This is a genomic window from Streptomyces chisholmiae, assembly GCF_031845445.1.
GTDB classification, from domain to species: domain Bacteria; phylum Actinomycetota; class Actinomycetes; order Streptomycetales; family Streptomycetaceae; genus Streptomyces; species Streptomyces chisholmiae.
This window is the reverse complement of record NZ_JAVREO010000011.1, coordinates 193,906-215,437: the sequence shown is the minus strand read 5'-3', so window position 1 is coordinate 215,437 and position 21,532 is coordinate 193,906. Positions and strand designations below refer to the sequence as shown.

The 21,532-nt window shown below is 74.4% G+C and carries 17 protein-coding genes; 1 reads left to right on the top strand and 16 read right to left on the bottom strand.

The window, feature by feature from the left end; all coding sequences use genetic code 11:
* Positions 1-9 precede the first annotated feature (9 nt).
* Entirely contained in the window at positions 10-942 is a 933-nt protein-coding gene (locus RM844_RS19650; protein ID WP_311668592.1) for an aminoglycoside phosphotransferase family protein, read from the bottom strand.
* Between the two features lie 113 nt (positions 943-1,055).
* Here RM844_RS19650 and RM844_RS19645 point away from each other — a divergent pair, with 113 nt between their 5' ends.
* The gene (locus tag RM844_RS19645; protein WP_311668591.1) at positions 1,056-1,478 is read left to right on the top strand and encodes a hypothetical protein; all 423 of its coding nucleotides are present in this window, start codon (positions 1,056-1,058) and stop codon (positions 1,476-1,478) included.
* Between the two features lie 28 nt (positions 1,479-1,506).
* Here RM844_RS19645 and RM844_RS19640 read toward each other — a convergent pair whose 3' ends face one another.
* The 15 genes from RM844_RS19640 to RM844_RS19570 form a co-directional block, all read right to left on the bottom strand.
* Positions 1,507-2,730, bottom strand: a complete 1,224-nt coding sequence (locus RM844_RS19640; protein ID WP_311668590.1) for an ATP-grasp domain-containing protein — start codon at positions 2,728-2,730, stop codon at positions 1,507-1,509.
* A complete protein-coding gene (locus tag RM844_RS19635) occupies positions 2,727-3,788 on the bottom strand; it encodes a DMT family transporter (RefSeq protein WP_311668589.1) in 1,062 nt (353 codons plus the stop codon). Before RM844_RS19635 ends, RM844_RS19640 begins: the two co-directional genes overlap by 4 nt.
* A gap of 93 nt (positions 3,789-3,881) precedes the next feature.
* Complete coding sequence (locus RM844_RS19630) at positions 3,882-5,036, bottom strand: saccharopine dehydrogenase C-terminal domain-containing protein (RefSeq protein WP_311668588.1); 1,155 nt, start codon at positions 5,034-5,036, stop codon at positions 3,882-3,884.
* A gap of 10 nt (positions 5,037-5,046) precedes the next feature.
* Positions 5,047-6,087, bottom strand: a complete 1,041-nt coding sequence (locus tag RM844_RS19625; RefSeq protein WP_311668587.1) for a Rossmann-fold NAD(P)-binding domain-containing protein — start codon at positions 6,085-6,087, stop codon at positions 5,047-5,049.
* Between the two features lie 75 nt (positions 6,088-6,162).
* Entirely contained in the window at positions 6,163-7,884 is a 1,722-nt protein-coding gene (locus RM844_RS19620) for a thiamine pyrophosphate-binding protein (RefSeq protein WP_311668586.1), read from the bottom strand.
* Positions 7,881-8,612 carry a class I SAM-dependent methyltransferase gene (locus tag RM844_RS19615; protein ID WP_311668585.1) on the bottom strand — a complete coding sequence of 244 codons (732 nt, stop codon included), beginning with the start codon at positions 8,610-8,612 and terminating at the stop codon, positions 7,881-7,883. The genes RM844_RS19620 and RM844_RS19615 overlap by 4 nt, the downstream gene beginning before the upstream one ends.
* Positions 8,613-9,279: 667 nt before the next feature.
* Positions 9,280-10,320, bottom strand: a complete 1,041-nt coding sequence (locus RM844_RS19610; RefSeq protein WP_311668584.1) for a porin PorA family protein — start codon at positions 10,318-10,320, stop codon at positions 9,280-9,282.
* Between the two features lie 208 nt (positions 10,321-10,528).
* Positions 10,529-11,251 carry a siderophore-interacting protein gene (locus RM844_RS19605; protein WP_311668583.1) on the bottom strand — a complete coding sequence of 241 codons (723 nt, stop codon included), beginning with the start codon at positions 11,249-11,251 and terminating at the stop codon, positions 10,529-10,531.
* Positions 11,252-11,376: 125 nt separating this feature from the next.
* The gene (locus RM844_RS19600; RefSeq protein ID WP_311668582.1) at positions 11,377-12,498 is read right to left on the bottom strand and encodes a DUF4037 domain-containing protein; all 1,122 of its coding nucleotides are present in this window, start codon (positions 12,496-12,498) and stop codon (positions 11,377-11,379) included.
* Between the two features lie 101 nt (positions 12,499-12,599).
* The gene (locus RM844_RS19595) at positions 12,600-13,901 is read right to left on the bottom strand and encodes a metallophosphoesterase family protein (protein ID WP_311668581.1); all 1,302 of its coding nucleotides are present in this window, start codon (positions 13,899-13,901) and stop codon (positions 12,600-12,602) included.
* A gap of 167 nt (positions 13,902-14,068) precedes the next feature.
* Positions 14,069-16,939 (bottom strand): DUF5682 family protein, encoded by a 2,871-nt coding sequence (locus tag RM844_RS19590; protein ID WP_311668580.1) that lies wholly within the window; start codon positions 16,937-16,939, stop codon positions 14,069-14,071.
* A complete protein-coding gene (locus RM844_RS19585; RefSeq protein ID WP_311668579.1) occupies positions 16,936-18,063 on the bottom strand; it encodes an ATP-binding protein in 1,128 nt (375 codons plus the stop codon). The genes RM844_RS19590 and RM844_RS19585 overlap by 4 nt, the downstream gene beginning before the upstream one ends.
* A gap of 10 nt (positions 18,064-18,073) precedes the next feature.
* Positions 18,074-19,489, bottom strand: a complete 1,416-nt coding sequence (locus RM844_RS19580) for a VWA domain-containing protein (RefSeq protein WP_311668578.1) — start codon at positions 19,487-19,489, stop codon at positions 18,074-18,076.
* Positions 19,486-20,880: a hypothetical protein gene (locus RM844_RS19575; RefSeq protein ID WP_311668577.1), complete on the bottom strand. Its 1,395-nt coding sequence runs from the start codon at positions 20,878-20,880 to the stop codon at positions 19,486-19,488. Before RM844_RS19575 ends, RM844_RS19580 begins: the two co-directional genes overlap by 4 nt.
* Positions 20,880-21,332: a hypothetical protein gene (locus RM844_RS19570; protein WP_311668576.1), complete on the bottom strand. Its 453-nt coding sequence runs from the start codon at positions 21,330-21,332 to the stop codon at positions 20,880-20,882. The genes RM844_RS19575 and RM844_RS19570 overlap by 1 nt, the downstream gene beginning before the upstream one ends.
* Positions 21,333-21,532 lie beyond the last annotated feature (200 nt).

Below are 21,532 nucleotides of genomic sequence, written 5' to 3'. Positions count from 1 at the left end.
TCCGGGCCGTCATCCCGTGGGCGCCGGCCCCTCGTTCGGCCCCTCGTCCGATCCCGCGTCGCGGTCCAGCACCGCGTCCATCGTGCGGCGACCGATCCGGGCCATCAGCGGGCTGTCGGCCGAGTGCGCCAGAAAGACCAGGGCCAGCGCGAGGGCCCAGCCCCTGGCCCGCACCCAGGTCGCGTCGTCGGCGCGGCCGTACGCGTCCCGGAACTCCGCTCGGTACGGCGCGGGCAGCAGCATCCAGGCCACCGCCAGGTCGGTGGCCGGGTCCCCGGCGGTGAGGTCGCCGAAGTCGAGCACGGCACTGAGCCGGCCCTGGTCGACCAGCAGGTTCGCCGGGTGCAGGTCGCCGTGCAGCCAGCCGGGCGGTCCGGCCCAGGCGGGCGCCGCGGTGGCGTACTCCCAGAGCCGCAGCGCGGCCGCCCGCTCCACCGGGTCGGCCAGGGTGGGCAGTTGGGCCATCAGCCGGGCGGTCCTGCCGGCCAGCGGAATCCCCCGGGCCGGATGCCCCGGCGCGTCGGACGGCGCCGGCCGGTGCAGCTCGGCCAGGAATTCCCCGAGGGCGCGCGCCGCCGCGCCCGGATCGGCCGGCGGCGTGCGGGCGGCGATCTCCCCTGGCAGGAACGGCACCACGCTCCAGGACCACGGATAGCCCCGACCGGGCCGCCCGACCCGGACCGGTGCCGGGACCGGCAGCGGCAGGTGGGCGGCGAGTTCGGGCAGCCAGCGCTGCTCGTTCACCACCAGGACGGCGGAAGCGGCCCGCCGGGGCAGCCGCACCAGGTGGTCCCGGCCCAGCCGGCAGACCACGTTGTCCCAACCGTTGGCCAGCACCACGATGTCCAGCCCTGCCAGGTCGGGGTGTTGATCGGTCAGCAACTCCCGTACCAGCCTCGGGGAGACCGACACCTCAGCGGCCGGCACACGGTGCACACTCACCGCGCCATCGTAGGTCCGGTGCTCGGCGGCGCCCGCGACGCGAGCCCAGCACGGCGGTACCTCCATGGTGATCGTGTGACGTATTCGTGCTGTCCGGTCGCTACGTTCACCCCATGATCAGAGGAATAGTGCTCGGCTCCCTGGCCCTGGCGACCGCCGTCGCCTGCGTGGCGGTGTTGCGGCACGAACACCTGGAGGACCGCCGGCGGGATGCCGAGCGGCAGCGGCTCCTCGACGCGGGAGCCCTGCCGGTGGAGTACCGGGTGACGGGCAACGCGGGCATCGCGGCGGTGAGCCGGGAGGACATCGACGTGGTCGGCCTGCCCCAGGGCCGGCGGCGCCTCCCGGTGCACGACGCCGCACTGCTGCTGCCGAACCAGCGCGTGTACCTCTACGCGGCCGGCCACGGGCGTCTGACCTGCGAGATCGTGGTCGACGGCGAGGTCGTCGCGGAGTCCACCCGGGACGCGGGGGAGGACACCGCCGAGGTGGAGGTGGAGTGCGAGGCCAGGGTCCCCGGAGCGGACCGGGGATGACCGGCGCTGCTTCGGGGGCGGCTGCCCGTCAGCTGGCGTAGAGCCAGGTGACCTCCCATTCCCGCAACGCCCGGTGGTCGGCCGCCAGCACCGCCGGGTCGTCGTGGCTGAGGTAGACCGTGCCGGGGCAGGTCGCCATGTCCACCGTGCGGGTGAGCCGGCTGCCGGCCGGGGCGTTGAGCACCAGCTCGGCGAACGAGGGCAGCTCCCGCACCGGCTGCCAGCCGGCGTCCGCCGGCACCCGACCGGCGCGCGGCGAGATCAGGTTGACGCAGCGCAGCCGGCTCTTGAGCTGGTAGGGGGCCTCCGCCTCGGCGAGGAAGCCGGCCGGCTCGGCGATCGCGTAGGCCAGGCTGTTGACCTGGTCGGCGCCAACGCAGCGGGTGAGCAGCGCGGGCGTCTGGCCGCCACCGAGCCGCGCGCCGCACTCGATCAGCACCGGGCCGGCGGCAGTGCGCATCACCTCGGTGTGCGCGGCACCCTCCCGGATGCCCAACGCGTCCAGCACGGCGCGCACATAGTCGACCAGCTCCCGCACCCCCGGCTCGTCCAGGGCGAGCAGGTCCTCGTAATCGTAGACGGAGCGGCCGTCCACCAGCCGCTTGTGGTACCGCCACACCTCGACGACCCGGTGCCGGCCGTCGTGACTGACGGTGTTCACATAGTGTTCGGTGCCGACCAGGAACTCCTGGGCCAGCACCACCTCGTTGCGCTCCCCGTAGCGGTTGACCGCCGCCATGATCCGGGTGTGGGCGTCGGCGACCTCGGTCAGCGAGTGGCAGACGAAGACGTGGTCGGCGCCGGCACTGCGGGACGGCTTCAGCACCACCGGCCAACGCCCGTGCGCCCGCGCCCAGTCGAGGCTCTCGCGGAGCGCGCTGCCGCACCGGCTGGCGGCCGTGGCCAGGCCGGCGGCCCGGACCGCCTCGCGCATCGCGAACTTGTCCCGGCGAGCCGGGGAGCGCACCAGGTCGTTGCCCGGCACGCCGAGCGCCGCGGCCAGCTGGTCGGCCAGCCGCACCCCGGACTCGGCGGCGGCGACCACCCCGGTCACCCCCAGGGCGCGCAGCTCCCGGCAGGTCGCGGCGAGGTCGCCGCCGTACCTGAGGTCGACCGCGAAGTCCTCCGGCCGGTAGGCGAGTCGGGTGTCCGGGCGGGCGGAGCGGACATGGACGGCCTCGACCCCGCGCGAGCGCAGCGCCTCGGGCAGCAGCCGGCCGGCGCCGTAGGCGTCGACGATGGCGATGGTCACGACGGGGCTCCTTCGCGTGGCTCTTCCCTCGGTTGGCGACCGACCGGCGCGCCCGGGGGCGGCACCGGGCCCGGTGTGGCGGTCAGCGCGGCGACCGGCTCGGGCGCCGCCAGCGGTGGCGGGGCGGGCGTGCTGCGGTCTCTGACCAGCACGCCGACCGCGACGAGGGCGACGACACCGAGCACCCCGCCGAGGGTGAGCGGCGAGAACGCCAGGCGGCCGTCGGCCAGTTGGAGCGCCAGGGCGAAGAGCGGGGAGAGGCAGATCAGCAGGGAGGTGGTGATGGGCTCGGTGTGCCGGACCCCGACCTGGAGGACGTAGATCGGCAGGCCGACGCCGATCACCGCCACCACGGCGCCGGGCAGCAGGGCCGCACCGAGCCGGGCGTCGTCCGCCAGGGCCACCAGCCCCCAGGACAGCGCGCCGATCAGCAGGAAACGGGTGGCGAGGACCGTGCCGGGGGCGCAGCCGGCGTCGTCCAGCCGCTTCATGTAGATGATGTTGACGGCGGAGCCGGCGGCGCAGGCCAGGGTCCAGGCCAGGCCGAGCGCCGCGGCGCCGGTGCTCAGCTCGCCCAGCCCGCTCCGGCCGCTGAACGAGCCCCACATCAGCAGCCCGAGCAGCCCGCAGATGGCGACCGAGACCAGGACCTCGGCGGCCAGCACCCGGCTGTGCCGGCGCAGCAGCGGGCCGGCGAGCGCGGTCACCACCGGCCCGAGGGCGAGGCCGACCACGTTGACGATGGCCGGCTCCAGGTGTTCCAGGGCGTAGAAGGTGCTGAGCCAGGTCAGCGCGGTGGTGATGTTGATGGCCAGCAGGTCCCGGCGGTGGGTGGTGAGGGCGCCGGGCCCGGCGGGGGCGGGGCCGCGGGCCACTCGCCGGCCGGCTTCGACGGCGGCGAAGAAGGCGACCACCAGGGTGAAGGAGACGGCGGCGAGGGCCGCCGGGCTGATCACCTCGAAGCGGTTGCCGGCGTAGACGTCCATGGCGGCGGTCAACACGGCGAAGGCCAGCAGCGGCACCACCCCGCGGCGGAGCGCGGTCCCGGCGGGGCTCATCCGGCCGCTCCGGTGCACGCGGCGGGGCGGCCGGCTGGGCCGTGGGCGGCGGCAGCAGCCGCGGGTGCGGGACTCACGGGGCGCACGGGCATCTCAGGCTCCACCGTCGCCGTGGAAGGTGGCGGTGATCCCGTGTTCGGCCAGGAAGGCCAGCCAGCGGGGCACCGCTTCGGGGTCGTCGGTGGCCTGGTGGAGCCCGGGCGGCACCCGGCCGGCCGCGACCTCCAGCACGCCGCCGGCCAGCGGCACGGAGACCAGGCGGGACGTGGCGCTCTCCCGGGCGTCCCCCACCGCGTCGATGGTCCACTCCCCCGCCCACGGCTGGCCGTCGTCGGTGCGCAGCTCCAACCGCACGGCCATCACCACCCGGTCGCGGTCACCCTCGGCGGTCGGGTGCTGGGCGACCAGCCGCTCGGCCAGCGCGGTGACGCCCGCCTCGTCGGCCTCGGCCAGCTCGGCGAAGACCGGCTTCCAGGCCTCGTGCCAGCCGTCGAGACGGAGCGTGCCGCGCACGAAGCTCTCCAGCCGCCAGGTCGCCGGCAGGCCGTAGGTGGCGATGAAGGGCAGGCTGTCGCGGTTGGGATAGACCTCGAAGGTCTCGCCGGCGACGGTGTGGCTGGTGACCGCCTCCCAGGCGCGGTCGACCGTCCGAGGGACACCGTCCTCGATCAGCCGGGCCGGGGTGAGCAGCGCGGTGAGCACCCCGCGGGGCGCCCAACTGAACCGGTAGCGGAAGTCGTTGGGCACCGCGGGGTTGCTGCCGCAGTAGGAGCCGAAGCGGACCGAGGCGGGGCGGTCACCGGTGACCTGCCGGGCGGCGCGCACCAGTTGGTGGGCCAGCAGGTGGTCGATGCCCGGGTCGAGGCCGGTCTCGGTGAGCAGCACGGTGCCCAGCTCGGCCGCCCGCTTGCCGTGAGCCGCCAGGGCCGGGCTGACGTAGCTGGAGCAGACCAGGTGCGCGGAACCGGCCAGAGCCAGCTCGGCGAGCGCGGGGTGCTCGCCGGCCGGCAGCATGGAGACCAGCACGTCGCCCGGGGCGAGTTCGCCGGCGAGCGCGGCGGGCGTGAAGGCGCGGGGCTCGGCGCGGCCGAGCAGGTCGAGGCGGCGCAGGCAGGACTCGGCGCGGTCAACGGTCCGGCCCCACAGGACGGTGCTGGCGCCGTCGCAGACGAGCCCCAGGCCGCTGCCGGTGGAGCGGCCGGTCCCGACCCAGTGCACGCGGCCGGTCGGTGGAATCAGGTCAGCCATCGGTCCTCACTCACGGGTGGTCGGTGGTGGCCAGGGCGTGCCGGAAGGCCGCCGCGGCCCGCTCCCAGACGGGGCTGCCGCCCGGGAGCGCGGCCAGGTGCGGCAGCAGGCCGGCGGAGAAGGCGGTGCTGGACTCGCGGGGCAGCAGGGAGGGCAGGTTGTCGACCGCGATCACGTCCAGCGGGGGGTCGCCCCGGAGGCGGCGCGCGGGCCGCGCCCAGTCGGTGACCCGGTCGTTGACGGGGAGGCGGTTGCGGTCGGAGGTCACGTCGCAGGTGACATCGGCGACCACGGTCAGGGCGCGGTCGGCGCGCTCGGCGTCGCCAGCGGTGAGGAAGGGCGGGCCGGGGGCGGCCGGTGCGACCGCGTTCACCAGCAGGTCGTGGGCGAGCAGCGCCGGCCGGTCCAGCTGTTGGGTCTCTGCCTGGTCCCAGGCGGTGGCGGGCACGCCGGCCACCGCCAGGGCCCGGAGCGCGCCACGGCCGGAGCGGCCGAGCGCGCCGATCACCAGGGCACGCGCCCCGCCCTGGCGGGCGCGGAGCGCGGCGTCCAGCCGCTCGGCGGTGGTGGCGGTCAACGGGGCCGTCAGCTCGCCGCGTTGCTGGAGCACGGCGAGCGCGGCGCCCACGTAGCCGGCGAAGTAGCCGAAGGCGGTGACCCGGCGGCCGTCGGCGTCGGTGAGGTACTCCAGGTCCAGGAGGGTCCCGCCGCCGTCGGTGAAACGGCGCAGCAGGGCCGGCCCACCGCGCTGGTCCCGGTAGGCATGGCCGAAGAAGACGTGCTGGTGGGTCAGCGCGGCGGGCGGGCTGACCGGCTCCTTGAGGCCGAGCACGGTCTGCTCCGGGTCGGCCTCCGGCCAGCTGTTGGCGGGCACGACACGGCAGCCGGCCCGGGCGTACTGGGCGGCGGGGAAGGCCCGTTGCGGGGCGTCCTCGACGGTGACGGGGACGCCGGCGGCGACCAGCTCGGCCGCGTCGGCGGGGACGAGGGGGGTGCGCCGCTCGTCCGGCGCGGCCTCGGCGCGCAGCCAGATCCCGGTGGTGCGTGGCATGGGGTGGTGCTCCTGGGCTAGGACGGGGCGGGTCGGCGGAGACAGTGCCGGTGGGGGGTGTCTCAGCGGGGCGTCTCAGTGGATGGGGCGGGTGGTGGACTCCCCGCTCAGCGCGGCTTGCCAGACCGGCACCGGGGGTGGCACGGCGTGGTGCTCCGGCACCAGGGCGTGGATCAGCGACGGCCCGTCGCGCCGTGCGGCGGCCTCCTCGGCGAGCGTGGCGAACTGGTCGAGGGTGTGGGCGCGCGCGCCGGCTATCCCGGTGCCGAGGCCGAGCCGCACCGGGTCCAGCGGGCCCGGGTCGACGGCGAAGTAGCGGCCTCCGGCGTAGAGGTGCTGGATCATCTTGATCCAGGCCATCGAGGTGTTGTCGAGCACCACGTAGGTGATCGGGAGGCCCAGCCGGTAGGCCGTCTCCCATTCGCCGACGGACATCGCGACGCTGTTCTCCGTGGTCAGGCAGAGCACCCGGGCGCCGGGGTGGCCGGCGGCGATGCCGACGGAGGCGGGCACCGCGTAGCCCATCGGGCCGTGGCCCCGGGGGATGACGACCCGCCAGCCGTCGCCGGGCGCCGACCAGTAGCAGGCGAGGTAGGGCGTCGGGGTGCCGGCGTCGGCTACCACCCAGGTGTCCCGACCGAACGCGGCGGCCAGCGCCCGGACCAGCTCCCGGGGCGGCAGCACCCCGTCCGGGAGCGCGGCCGGCGGGCCCTCGGTGGCGGACCAGGCGGCGCGGGCGGCGGCCAACTCTGCGGCGCGGCGGGCGTATTTGTCCGGGGGCGCGCCCGGCACGGCGGCGTCCAGCGCGGCGAGGGTGGCGCGCGCGTCACCGACCAGGGGCAGCGCGCCGGGGTAGTTGCGGCCGGCGCGGGCGGCGTCGGTGTCGAGGTGCAGCACGGCGGTGTCCCTCGGCGGGACGGTGAAGCCGAGGGTGTCGGTGGCGTTGGCCCTGGTGCCCACGAAGAGGACCAGGTCGCTGGCGGCGACCCAGGTGTTGGCGTACTCGCGGGCGCCGTTGCCGCCGACCACGCCGAGGGCCAGGGGGTGGGCCTCGTCGATGGCGCCCTTGCCGTGGATGGTGGTGGCGACGGGCAGCGCGAGCCGCTCGGCGAGGCGGGTCAACTCGGGGCCGGCGGCGGAGAGCTGGGCACCGCCGCCGGCGACCAGCACGGGGCGCTGGGCGGCGCCGAGCCGGGCGGCGGCCTGCCGCACCGCCGGCTCGGGGGCGGCGCGGCGCGGGCCGGGGGCCCGGGCCGGGGCGGCTGGCGGGCCGGCGGCCAGGGCGGGGGCCACGGCCGCCTCCAGCACGTCCTCGGGGATGATCAACACGGCCGGCCCCGGCCGGCCCTCGACGGCGGCGGCGACGGCCCGCCGAACCAGGGCCGGCAGCTCGGCCGCGTCCTCGGCGGTGCGCCGCCACTTGGTGCAGGCGGCGAAGAGCTGGTCCTGGTCCACCTCGCTGATCGGGTGGGTGCCGTGGCTGCGGCGGTTGTTGTCGGTGGTGATGGCGAGCAGCGGGACGCTGGCGGCGCGCGCCTCGGCGAGACCGCTGGCGAGGTAGACGGCGCCGGCGCCGCTGGACGCCTCGCACACGCCCAGCCGGCGGGTGGTACGGGTGTAGGCGTCGGCCATGAAGCCGGCGTGCCGCTCGTCCCTGGTCAGGATGTGGCGGATGCGCGAGGACTGCCCGCGCAGCGCGTCGTAGAAGGCGATGCTGGTGTCGCCCGGATAGCCGAAGACGGTGTCGACCCCGTGCTGGATCAGCGCCTCGACCAGCAGCTCCGCGCCCCGGGTCACGCCGTCGCCTCCCGCGCGCCGGGCAGCCGGGGACGGTCCTGGGCCTGGGCGGTGAGCACGGCGCGGACACGTTCCCCCGAGAGCGGGCGCCGGTAGCGGAACTCCTCGGTGTGCGCGGCGGCGAAGCCGGCGCGGAGCGTCTCCTCACGCAGGTATCCCGTGGCGAGCCAGTGGAAGCCGTGCACGCCGGGCGCCGGTTGGGCCGGGGCGCCGTTGTTCGGCGCGTCGTTGGAGGCGATGAGGACGCCGTCGGGGGTCAGCCAGGAGCGGAGGCGTCGCAGCACCGGCGTCAGGCCGTGGTCCGGGTCGTGCAGGTGGCCGAGCACGCCGTCGAGGTAGATGACGGACCAGAGCTCCGGTGGGGTCCAGGTGTGGATGTCGGCCTGGAGCGTGTCCAGGCCCTTGCGCCGGGCCAGGGCCACGGCCTCGGGCAGCGCGTCGACGGCGAGCACCCGGGCGCCCCGCCCGGCCACCTCGGCCTCGACGGTCGCGTTGCCGCAGCCGAGGCTGAGCAGCCCGCCACCGGTGGCGACCACCGCCGCGTGCAGCTTCTCGGTCATCCAGCCGCGGTAGGCCTCGCTGTATGTGGCGGGCGTGACCGAGTCCCCCCGGCTGCCACCGGCCTCCCAGATCTCGAACAGATTTGATCGGGTGTCGTCTTCGGCCGTATAGAAACTGACGAGGTCGTCGTGGTTTTTCGCCCGCTGTTGGGCATCCCGGCTATTCATCGCTACGCATCCCCATTCCCCCTGGTACTCCCCCTCGCGATGCGTGCGGGTGGGCGCGGCGCACCGGCGTCCAGCCGGCGCGCGCCCGGCACGCGGTGCGCTGACTGCGCCCCCTTTCTGTGGGGCGCGCGGCATTCGATGCGGCAATTCCGCGCTCCTGGCGCGGAATTGCCGGGCGCCGCAGCTCAACCAGTAGGCGGCGCTGCGGAATTCCCCTGATTCCACGTCCAGGTAACGCGCGCCGATCCACCGGATCAGACCTTTGGCAGGATGCCGCTCAGCACGAAGAGGTGTCAAGGAATAGCAGAGACAGCAGAGGCCGGAGGGAATGAGAATGACAGAGCATGACCATCTGCGAGCGCCGCATTAATACGGGAGACCGATAACTCGATCACGGACCCATGGATTTCGACCACAAAGCCAAGAAAGGCGAGACCTTCGCTGTGATCTGGACCACAAGTCGAACGAGGTCCGCGGCGAACGGAACCGCAGGGACAGGCGATGGCGCCACAGTCGACAACGAACGGCACCGGCACCCCCGCCCGTTCAGTTCCGAAAACACCGGAAACCGAACGATCCTTCCCGATCCCCCCATGCGAAGGGCCCGTCGGGCGGGAGACAGTGCTCCCATCCGACGGGCCCGGGACTGCTCGCCCGGCCGGGCGACTCAGCCGGCGGCGGCCGGCGCGGGCTCGCCGCCCGACTCGCCGTCACCGTCCCGGCCACGGCCGCGCAACTCGCGCCAGACGGCCAGCGCGACGAGCACGGCCGCCACGGCGGCCAGCCCCAGCGGGATGGCCATCCGCACCAACCAGAGCATCTGGGCGTTGGAGTCCGCGTCGTCCGCCCGCTCCTTGGTGCCCTCCTCCGTGCCGGCCACGTCCAGGACGCTGACCGGGGCCAGGTTGACCGGCCCTTCAGGCCCCTGGATCTGGGCCACCACGCTCTGCTCCAGCGTGCCGTTGAGGACCGCGCCGGTCTCCGAGTCGACCCAGGCAACCCGCGTAGCGCTGGCGGCGTAGGTGAGCGGCACCTCCTCCGGCAGCTGGGCCAGCAGCGCCGGGTCGGGCTGCTGTTCCGCGGGCAGGCCCTGGGCGATGCCGGCCAGCACGTCTCTGGGCAGTGCCACCGGGAAGCGCTCCAGCATGGCCGGGTCGGCCAACGCGCCGGCGGCCTCGATCACATAGACATAGGCGGTGCGACCCTCGACCTCTTCGGTCCGGTCGTAGACGGCCGGCGCCTCGGTCGCGGTGGTGGCGTCCCAGAGCGTGTAGTCCTGCTCCTTCGGGTCCAGCGGCCAGGAGATCACCAGCCCCTGGTGCTCCTCCGCCTCCGACCCCTCGGGCGCCGGAACGTCGCCGAGGTTCTCCCGGTCGACGGCCCACCGGTGGCTGGTGGCGGACAGTTCGGTGCCGTCCGCCCCGGTCACCACCACGTCGTCGGTGACGACGGCGGTGGAACCGTCGGTCTCCACGACCTTGACGTGCCGGTCGAGGGTGATGGGGATGTCGGTGAGGAAGGCGTTGGCCAGGTCCCCCGACTCCACGGCTGCGGCGTTGAGCAGCGTCGCCGTGCCGGTGTACTCGAACGTGGTGTCCGTGTCCTCAGGTATCTGGTGGACGGACGGGTAGACCACGAGTCGGGTCACCACCGAGGCGGCCACCAGCACGGCGGCCGATCCGGACAGGACCCAGGTGCTTCTGCGCATGGCATCTCCCGGTTACGCGCACACGACATTGTGCGACGGCTGGGTCAACCTATGGTCGGCATCCGCCCGGGTCAATAAACTTCCGACAACAGGTGAACGTCTGTTCACGCGGGCACCTACCGGCGAGTCACCCCGGCCCACCAGGAGCCGCCGAAAGCGGGGCAACCGGTGCGCGGCGAGGGGCCCGAGGCTCCGGCGGGGGCGCGCGTCAACGACGCCAGTAGCCGAGCGCGTGCACCCGCCGGCGCGGGAGGCCGACCTGCCGGCGCAGGAAGCCGCCCAGCGCGCGGGTGGTGGCGGTGTCGCAGGTGACCCAGGCGTAGACCCGCTCCGGGTCGTCCACCAGCGCGGGCAGCTCGGCGCGCACCCGCTCCACCAACTGGTCGCCCGACGGACCGGGTTCGACCAACCGCAGGTCGTGCCGCGCCGGGTCGGTCCCGAACGGCAGCGCGCGGTCCTCGGGGTGCGGCACCTCGAACCAGAGGGTCGCCGGGGTCTCCGGGTGCGCCGCCAGCAGCGAGTTGATCGCCGGCAGGGCGGCGGGGTCGCCGACCACCAGCAGCCGACCGGGGGCCGGCTCCGGCGGCTCGAAGCCGGAGCCCTGGAGGGTGGCGTCGATGGTGTCCCCGGGCACCGCGGCGCGCGCCCAGGCGCTGGCGGCGCCCGAATGCAACGCGAACTCCAGGCCGAACGTGCCAGTGGCCGGGTCGGGGTCGACGAGGGTGAAGGCGCGCTGGTGCGGCCGGCCGTCGCGGTCGAACCAGAGCCGGACCCACATGGCCGGGTGCGGGGGTGCGGCGGCGAGCAGTCCGCCGTCGGTGACCCGCACCCGGCGGTACCGGTCGGTGACCTGCTCCACATCGGTGACGGTGAAGCGGAAGTCCCTACCGCGCATCAACCTGAGGACCGCGCCCTCCCAGCCGTGTCCCATCCGTCCACCCCTTCTCCCGCGCCGAAGTGCCGCGCCCTGCGCGACCGTTAAGGTAAGGCTAAGCTAACTTACCCTGCTCTCGACGGGCCGTCGCCCGCCCGAGCGGCTCCGGTCGGCGCCCGTGGTCACGGCTCCGGCTGGTCGGCCTCCAGGGTCAGCGCCCGGCAGGTGGCGGCCAACACGGCCGGCCGCCGCAGCAGGTCGGTGTTGTCCGTCCACTGGTCCACGGCGCCGGTCAATGGCAGCGCCCGCAGCGTCGGATCGGTGAGCGTCGCGGCCAGCGCCTGGGCGAACCGTTCCGCGTGCAGCACCTGGAAGGGCCGGGTGTGGTAGCGCCGCGTCGCCGGATCGAGCGGAGGCGCGAGCCCGGACTCGTTCTGGAGCACCGCCACCCCGCTCAGCGCCTGCCCCAACCACCGTTCCCGCGCCGGGTAGTCGGTGGCCGCCACCGCGCCGCGCAGCGCCGGGAGCAACGCCTCGGCCGCCGGCAACTGCCGGAAGGCGCTGCCCAGCCACTTGCCGTAGGGCGCGTAACGGCGGGCCAGCAGCAGGCACAGGCGCATCAGGTCGCGGGTCAGCCGGCCGGCCACCAGCGCGGAGCCGAGGTCGTCGCCGACCTCGGCGCAGCGGCCCACGAACGCCTCCTCCTGGGAGATCCGCTGCCACTGACAGGCCAACAGATAGCGCCATACCTCGTCCGGATACCAGGCGAACCGCCGGCGGGCGGCGGTCAACGCGCCGAGCCCGTCGTGGAAGACGGCACCCCCGGTCAGTTCGGCGAGCCGCTGCTGGGGCAGCGCCAGCCAGTCCAGCGGCGTCCGGAGCCGGGCGGCGGCCGGGCCCAGCCGCTCCGCCAGCCAGCCGTCCACGGTGCGCACCGCGACCCGGTGGTTGACCGGGCCCGCGGTCGGCGTCATCAGGCCGATCGGGACGTCCGGGTCCGGCTGGTGGAAGTGGGTGGGCCAGCCCCGGATCTCCCGGGGCAGCCGCCGGGCGAGGAACTCGGTCAGCCAGGGGCCGAGTTCGGCGGCGTCCTCGGGCCCGAGGAAGAGGTCGAGGCGGGGGCCCCACTCGTGGTCGGCCGAGCGGGCGGTATCGAACCCGAGCACCTCCGAACCGCCGTCCACCCGGGCGGCGGTGTGCACCAGCCCGGGGCGGACCTCCGCCAGCAGGGGCTCGACCGCCTCCCGGTAGAGCAGGCGGGACAGTTCGAGGCCGGGGATGAACTCCGGTGGTGGGGTCGTCATGCGGCGCATTCTGACCACCCAGCGGGCCGGCGGCCACCGCTTTCCGCCCGCCGGCGGGGCGTGGTGACAACCGGCCCGCGGGGCAAGGGCGTCGCCAGGGGTCAGCCGCCCTCGACGACCCGCTTGCCCTCGGCGTCCCGCTCGATGGTGAACGAGTCCACCACGGTGCCGTCCTGGGTGCTGGCGCGGTAGCTGAGCGAGTCGGCGGTGACGTCCACGACCTGGTAGGTCTGAGTGTCACCGAGCTGGACCCGGGGCTCGGCCTCGGCGGCGGCCCAGTCGGCAGGGGACGGCTCGTACATCTTGGGGCCGGTGACGGAGACCACGTAGACCGGGCCGGTGGTGACGTCCGGGTCGTCGGTGCGGCGGTCCAGCAGGTTGCCCCGGCCGTAGGAGTGGTCGTGGCCCTGGAGCACCAGGTCCACGTCGTGTTCCTCCAGCACGTCCAGCCAGGCGTTCCGCACCAGCAGGCCGGTGCGGCCCTCGCTGTTGGCCATCACGGGCTGGTGGAAGGTGACGACGGTCCAGGGGTTGGGGTTCTCGCTGAGCACCCGGTCCAGCCAGACCTCCTGGTCCTCCAGCCAGTCCACCACGTCGAACCACGGCGCGTTGGTGTAGTTGCTGTTGAGCGAGACGAACCGCACGCCCTGGTAGTCGGTGTAGTAGGCGGTGCCGTCCAGGTCCTCGTCGTCGGGGCCGTTGCCGGCGCCGGGGAACTGCCGGGTCCAGTGGCCGGACAGCTCCCAGCCGTCGTACTCGTGGTTGCCGGGGGTGGCGATCTGGTTGCTGGTGGCGGTGTGGTCGGCGCCGAAGGCGTCGAACCACTCGGCCCACTCGTCGTCCGCGTTGGCGTTGTTGACCAGGTCGCCGGCGTGCACGGTGAGTTCGGCGTGCGGCGCGGCGGCCTGGGCGGCGCGGACCACCGGGGCGGCGCCGCTGGTGATGTCGTTCTGGATGTCGCCGATGTAGAGGAAGGAGAACGGGTCGCCGGCCGCGCCCGCGGTGCGGAAGGTGATCCAGTCACCCCAGGCGGCGCCGTCGCCGATCCGGTAGCGGTACGCCGTGTCGGGGGTGAGGCCGGTGAGGTCGGCGCGGTGGTAGTGGCCGCCGGCGACCTCGCCGGTCGCGGTGCCCGTGGCGGTCCGGGACGGGCCACCGTCGGTCGGCTGGTACTCGACGACGGGGGAAGGGGAGGCGGTGGCGGCGCGCCAGGTGACGGTCTGCGAGGTGGCGGGGGTGGCGGTCGGGGAGAGGACGACGCGGTCGAAGGACGCGGCCAGGGCGTCGCCCCGCGCCTGGGCCGGCGCCCCGGTCAGGCCGGCGACCAGCAGGCCCGCCGTGGCGGGCAGCAGGAGCCGGGTGGCGCGGCGGGGAACGAGGCGTGGCCGTGCGGTCGTTGACATGCGGACTCCTCGGTGGGCGAACGACCAGGAAGCCGGCCCCCGAGGGCCGGGCGCGCGACGCGCACCGTCACCCTGCCCCGTCGAACTGGCATGAACATGAACGGCGGACCAACGTGACGGGGCCCTACCGGACCACCGCCCGGGCGGTGGTCCGGTAGGGCCGGCGGCTACCCGGCCGGGGCCAACAGGCCCGCCAACGCGGCGGCCGCCGCCGGGTGTTCGGCCAACAGCGAACCGGCGGGACCGGCCCCGGCGGCGGTGGGAGCAACGTGACCCCACTCCCCCACCAGGCCGAGCAGCGCGGCCACCGCGTCACAGCCGGCCGGGTGCGCGGCCAGCAGCGCGCCGGCCGCGCCGGCCGCCGGCGGCACCGGGGCCACGGCCGGCGCCGCCGCCAGTGACCAGGGCGGCACGAAACCGTCGACCGCCCCCAGGGCGGCGGGGAAGGTCCGCCCCGCCTCCCGCACCAGCACCGGCAGCAGCTCGGCGGCCTCCTTCCGCAGCGTCATGATCAACCGGGGCAGCCACGGCAGCAGCACCGCGTCCGGCAGCCGGGCGAACGCCCCGGACAGCTGCTCCACCACGAACGGGGTCAGCGTCGGCACCGGATCGAGCGCCTGCACGAAGCCGCTCACATAGCGCGGGAACGCCGGCACCACCAGCGGGTTGTCCAGCAGCGCCGCGCACCTGTCCCGCAGCTCGGCCATCGGCAGCAGGCCCAGCCGGTGCTCGGCCGCCCACAACAGCGCCTTCTTGTCCGGCTCCGTGGGATGCGACTGCCGCACCGCCAGCTCCAGTTGGGCCCGGTCGCAGCCGAGGGAGAGCGCGAAGCCCTCCAACCCGAAGAGGAAGCCCAACATCGCGCCCAACTGCCGGCCACCGGCCGCCTCGTCGGTGAACGCGATCGGCAGCAGCGTGCAGTACTGCGCGTACCCCGCGACCACGAAGGTCTGGGCCCAACGCGGCGGGCCGGCCTCCGTCGTCCGGTAGTAGGCCAACAGCCGGCGGATCCGGCGCAGCACCAGCGGCGCGTCGTCCACCGTGCGCTCGGCGGCCAGCAGCTCCACCGCGCGGGCGCCCAGATCGTCCACCAGCCGACCGCCGCCGAGGTAGCGGATGGCCTCCTCGACGGCCTTGAGCGCGGTCGCCGCCGTGGCGTCCGGCCCCCGGACCGCGCGGCGCAGCCGCTGCTCCAGCACCTGCTCGATGGTCACGCCCTCGTAGCCCAGCTGGACCAGCGCCTGCTGGTGGCGACCGAGCGCCACGTCCCAGCTCTCCTGGATGCCGACCTCGCCCAGCGCGCGGGACCCCATCACGGGGCGGACCACGTCACCCAGCAGGTGGCGCAGCATCCACAGCACGTCGGAACAGGGGCGCAGCTGCGGCTGGTTGGCCAGGTCGAGGAGGGCGCGCCGCTGGGTGCGGGCGGTGAGGTCGAACCCCAGCGGCGCCAGCCGGTCCAGAACGTCCCGGGCCAGCGGTGGCAGCGCGTCATAGCCGACCGTGCCGATCCGGTCCCCGCCGAGCAGGATGGCGCACAGCCGCCGCACGTCCCGACGTCCCGGCACGGAGTCCTTCTCGATGCAGGTGACCGCGGCGTCCTCGAAGTCGTACGGCGTCGGCCTGGCCCGGCCACGCAGACCGGCCAGCAGCACCGAGGTCTCGAAGACCGCGATGGCGTCCGCGGTACTGGCCAGGTATCCGTTGCGGCGGGCCAGCCGGACGATGTCCACGCACCACCCGCGGAGTTCGGCCTCGTCGAGGGCGTGCGGCACCGGCGGCCGGGCCAGGAAACCGGTCAGCCGGTCGTCGTCCGTGGCAGCGGCGGCGCCCGCTTCGCCGACCGTCCGCCGGACGGCGCGCTTCGCACCGGACTTCTTGCCGCCGCGCTGGCCGGCCAGCCGGAACGGGGTCAGCCGCTCCCGGGTCAGGGTGCGTGCCCAGGTGGCCGCGGCCACCGAGACCGCGCCGGGGGCCAACCCGAACTGCGCCTCGATCGCCGAGTGACTGGAGGGGATCAGCCCGTACCGCCACCGGGTGGCGGTACGCGGCGGGACGGCGTAGGGCTCGGCCTCGGCGGCCAGCCCGAACTGCTCGACGCGGCTGGCCGCGTGGGCCGCTCCGCAGACGTAGAGGCAGTCGTCCGGGTCGGTGCCGGAGGCGGCCAGATGCTCCCGCATCCGGGTCCACATGTACCGCTCGCGGTCCTCGTCGACCGCGAGCCGGCCCGGCCGCTCGGGGCGCAGCCGCCGGAAGAGGCTGCCGATCATCACCATGACCTGGCGGTAGGTCTGGTAGTCGGCGCCGGCCAGCGGCTGCTCCACGTACTGGTCCCACCACTCGGACCAGTGCCGGACCTTGCCGTGGTGCAGGAAGTGCGCCTCCAGCTCGGCGAACCGCGGCCGCAGCTCGCCGATGCCGACCCCGAGGGCGTCCCCGTGCAGCGCCGACTCCTCCGCGTCCTCGGCCGTCCCCGACCCGCCCTCGGTCTCCCCCGCCTCGGCCGCGGGCCGCTGCTCCGGGCCGTCCTCCCGGTCGCGCCACTGGAAGACGTGGTCGGCCGAGCGGTCCACCAGCACCAGCTCGACGTCCGGGGTGTCCAGGGCGTAGGCGATGGCCTGGTACTCGGCGGAGGCCTCGGTGATGGGCGCCACCACGTTCAGCGGGGCGTCCGCGGCCGGGAAGCCGTCCAGCTCGGTGGCGAACGCCTGGAGCGCCACCGGGAGTTGGCAGTTGCGCAGCTCGTCGAGGAGCGGCCGGAGGTCCTCGCAGAGCTCCAGGTAGACGACCCGGGGCCGCTTCTCCTTCAGGCGGCGCGCCATGGCCAGCGCCGAGGCCGGCGAGTGGTGGCAGACCGGGAAGATCTCCAACCGCTCGGCCAGCGCCCGGTCCACGTCCTCGACCATGCCGGCGAGGATGCCGGGCAACGCGTCGCCCGGGCCGGCGAAGGCCTCGGCCGCCTCCCGCAGCCGCTCGCGCAGGGCGACCAGGCCGTCGCCGGCGCCCACCTCCGGTGGGCTCAGGGTGGCTTCGCTCATGACAGGGTCGCGATCGCCTCGCGGCCGCCGTCGAGGAAGTCCCGCCAGGGCCCGCCGGCCTCGCCCTCGCTGCGGGGCTCGATGACGCCGTGCCAGAACTTGTTGAGGATCGCCAGGTCCTCCGGGCTGCGCCGGGCGAGCGAGCCGACCAGCGAACTGGCGAGGGTGTGCGCGCCCAACTCCCGCTCGCCGAAGAACTGGCTGTGCAGCACCGCGTCCTCCAGGACCCCGATCTGCTCGGCGGTGGAGAGCGCGGACTCCAGCTTCTCGTCGTCGCTGGTGGCGTTGGCCGCCGCCGCCCGCAGGTCGGCGAAGCTCTGCAGCAGGATGTCCAGCAAGGTGGGCGGCACCTCCACCTCGATCTGGTGCCGGCGAAGCAGCTCGCTGGTGCGGAAGCGGACGATCTCCGCCTCGCTGCGCTTGTTGGTGACCACCGGGACGCGGACGAAGTTGAACCGCCGCTTCAGCGCGGAGGAGAGGTCGTTGACGCCCCGGTCCCGGCTGTTGGCGGTGGCGATGATGGAGAACCCGGGCTGGGCGAAGACGATGTTCTCGCCGTCGGCGCCGTCGAGTTCGGGGATGGAGACGTACTTCTCGGAGAGGATGGAGATCAGCGCGTCCTGCACGTCGCTGGTGGACCGGGTCAGCTCCTCGAAGCGGCCGATCACGCCGCGCTCCATCGCCGTCATGATGGGCGAGGGGATCATCGAGTCCCGGGACTGCCCCTGGGCGATGACCTGGGAGACGTTCCACGAGTACTTGATCTGGTCCTCGGTGGTGCCCGCGGTGCCCTGGACCACCAGGGTGGAGTTCCGGCAGATCGCCGCGGACAGCAGCTCAGCCAGCCAGCTCTTGCCGGTGCCCGGGTCGCCGATCAGCAGCAGCCCGCGGTCCGAGGCCAGGGTGACGATGCCGCGTTCCACGAAGCTGCGGTCGCCGAACCACTTCTGGGAGATCTCGCGGTCCAGTCCGTCGGCGCGTTCCGAACCGAGGATGAACAGGCGCACCATCTTGGGGCTGAGCCGCCAGGAGAAGGGCTTGGGGCCGTCGTCGATGGACTCCAGCCAGTCCAGCTCCTCGGCGTACTTCACCTCGGCGGGGGCGCGCAGCAGGTTGTCCGTCATGGTCATTCTCCTAGGCGAGGAAGTTCTTAAGTTCGAAGACGAGCTTGCGGATGTGGCCGGAGATCACCGGGGTGCCCAGCTCCTTGAGCTGTCTGCGGAACGTCGGATTGACGCTGCCGCGACCTGAGCTGGTCACCGAGCCGACCGGGATGAGCCTGATCCCCGTGCGGTGCACCGCGCGGAAGTCGTTCATCAGGGCCGGGACCTCGTAGAAGTCGGAGATCCACACCATGACCGTGTTGTCCGGGTCGGTGACCATCTGGCGGGCCATCGCCATGGCGACCGGGCCGTTGTTGCCGCCGCCCAGGCGGGTCCGCAGCAGCACCTCGAAGGGGTCGTGCACCCAGGGCGTCAGGTCCAGCGCCCGGGTGTCGTAGGCCACCAGGTGCACGTCGATCTTGGGCAGGCCGGCGAAGATCGAGGCCAGGACGGCGCAGTTGACCATCGAGTCCACCATCGACCCCGACTGGTCGACCACCACGATCAGCCGGCCCGGCGTGGTGCGGCGGGCGGTGTGCCGGTAGAAGAGCCGGTCCACGTAGAGCCGCTGGTCGTCCGGGTTCCAGTTGGTGAGGTTCTTCCAGATGGTGCGCTGGACGTCGAGGTTGCGGAAGACCCGCTTGGGCGGCACGGAACGGTCGATCGCGCCGACGCTCGTCTTCTCCACCTCGGTGCGCAGCACCTCGGCGACCTCGTCTACAAAGCGACGGATCAGCGCCTTGGCGTTGGCCAGCGCGACACCCGAGAGGTTGTCCTTGTCGTGGAGGAGCTGCTCGATCAGCGACATGCTGGGCGTGAGCTGCCGGGCGCGAGCGGGGTCGGCCAGCACCTCGCGCAGCTGCATCCGGCTGACCAGGTCGCCCTCCAGCGAGGCGAAGACGCCGGCCAGCTCTCCTGGCCCCTGGGCGCCGAGCGCCTGCCGGCACCACTGGGCGTCCCGTTGCCAGTCGCCGAGCTGGGCGGCCGTGACCTGGCCGCTGCCGGTGGCGAAGGTGTTGAGCAGCAGCTTGGTGATCAACGCGGCCCGGCGGACGGCGTCCTCCGGGTCGTCGGTCCGCGCGGCCTCGGGTTCCCCGGGCTCCCTCCCCACGGCACTGGCCGCGGGCAGCACCGGCTCCTTCGGGGCCAACGCGCGGAACTCGTCGCCCAGTTCGGGGAAACGCTGGACCAGGTTGTCCACCGAGATCCCCGGGTCGAGGACGGCGGGCGGCAGCCCTAGGTCCTCGGTGATGGCCACGGAGGCGCTCTCCAGCGTGGCCTGCTCCTCGCCGTCGAAGAGCCGGGCCAGCAGCCGCCAGTAGAGGATCTGCCGGCGGTTCTCCGCGGCGCGGTCGGCCTCGGCGCCGGCCGGGGCGCCCGGACCGGAGGACGCCACCGCGTCGGGGGCGCCGGCCGGGCCCGTTGTCTCGTGCTCGGTCGTCGTCATGAGCGCAGCAGCCGTCCCGCCCGCTCGCGGAGCACGCCCACGGCGTCGCCCCACTTCGCCTCGGCCTTCGCCACCTTGGGGTCGGTGGGGCCCTGGGCCCAGTCGCCGGTGTGGGCGTCGACCTCCTCCTTGCGGACGACCGCCCGCACCCCCAGCGGCCGGAGCGACCAGCCGCCGGCCTCCCAGCGGAGCAGCCCGAGGCAGGCCGTGGAGGCCTTCACCAGCTGGGGCGTCAGCGGTCCACCGGCCGGCAGCTGGTCCAGCTCCAGCGGCAGCACGTGACCGTCCAGCGTCAGCGCGCCGTCCTTGACCCGGTACCCCTCCAGCAGCACCGGCTCGGCGAGCTGCACCGGGTGCCGCCGCAGCGGCGGCACCGCGGCGGCGCGGGCGCCGGCGAGGTGGGTCCTGGCGGTGACGAACGGATCGGCCGGCTCGGCGAGCGCCGCCCCCGACTCGTCCCACCGCAGGTCGCCGCCGGCCAGCAGCGACAGCCCCGAGACGGTCACCGCCCGGCGCTCGGCCAACGCCCGCAACAGCACCGGATACCCGGTCAGCAGCTGCCAGACGGTCGGGCCGCTGATCGTCTCGACCTTGGCCGCGCCGACCGCTACCCGCACTAGCCGGGCCGGCTCGTCGCCGCCCGTCTCCAACAGGGCGTGCACCACCAGCTGGACGGCGGTGTCGTGCTCGTGCAGCTCCGTGCCCAGCGGCAGCAGCCGGCCGGTGACCTCGGCCAGCGGCTCGCCTGCCGCCAGCCGGGCGCCCGGCTGGCTCAGCAGCAGGGCGCCGGCCCACAGGTCGGCCCAGCGCCGGACCGGGAGTCGCTCCCATGTGGCCAGCGGGGCGCAGGCGCGCAGCTCGGCGGCGAGGCCGTCCAGCAGCACCGCCAGCCGGCGGGCCGCCGGCTCCGCCCACAGCGCGGCCAGCGCCTGGTCCACGCCGCGCAGTGAGTCGTCGTCGAGGCCGCGCCAGCCGACCAGCGCCAGCTCTCGGAGCCACGAGCGGCTGCCGTCCAGCAGCCGGTCGGCGACCGGCTCGGCCGGCGGCGGCTCCGCCCACGGCTCCCGATCCCGCCCCAACGCACTGTCAAGGGCGGCCAGTTGGGCGTCGTGCACGGCGCCCAGCAGGGCACCGCGGGCGCCGGCGACGGCGGCCAGCCGCTCGTCGGTGACCGAGCCGGCCACCAGCTTCTCGGCCGCCTCGCCGACACCTGGCCCCAGCGGGGAGGCGGCGACGGCCCCTGCCAGGCCGGTCAGCGCGGCGGCGTGCTCCGGGGTCAGCCGGCCCAGGCCCGAGACCAGGGCCGCGTCGAAGCCGGCCACCAGGTCGAGCGCCTCCGGAACCCCGGCCGGCGGGTCGCCGAGCAGCTCGGCGAGTTGTACCGCGAACATCAGCGCACCGCCCCCGTCGCGGGGAACCAGCTCAGCTCCGGCACATACGACGGGCTCTCCGGCACCTCCAGATAGGCGAGATGGCGCAGGAAGCGGCTGAACACCTCGGCCGCCGGCGTCGCCGCCCGGGAGCCGCCGCCAAGCCGGCCGGCCAGCTCCCCCTCGCCCGGCTCGACCCGCAGGTAGCGCGCCACCCGCTCCTCCCCGTACTGGAGGACGGCCTCCTTGACCAGTGCCTGGAGGTGCTTGCAGGACGTGCCACGCAACCCGCCGCAGGGCCGGTTGTTGTTCGTACTGCAACTCACGTCGTGGCTGCCGGCCTCGATGGAGGACACGTACACCCGGGCGATGTCGGAGCCGCTGGAGACCACCCCCTGCAACCGCCCGTCGGCCAGCTCGACGAACGGCACCTTCGCCAACTTGCGGGGCCTGGCCCCCGGAACCACGCGCACGGTAGCGCGCACTTCCCACGCGGTCGTCTCCACGCTCACCACTCGACCTCCCCGTCACTGCCTGTCTGTCCCGGCGTCCGCGACCGCCCCGCGCTCAGCCCTCAGGGCAGCGGGAACCACACGAAACGCCCAGCCCGGGGGCCCCGAAGGACCCGCCGCGGCGATCTGTGGGACAGCATGGACCACCCCACTGACAACGC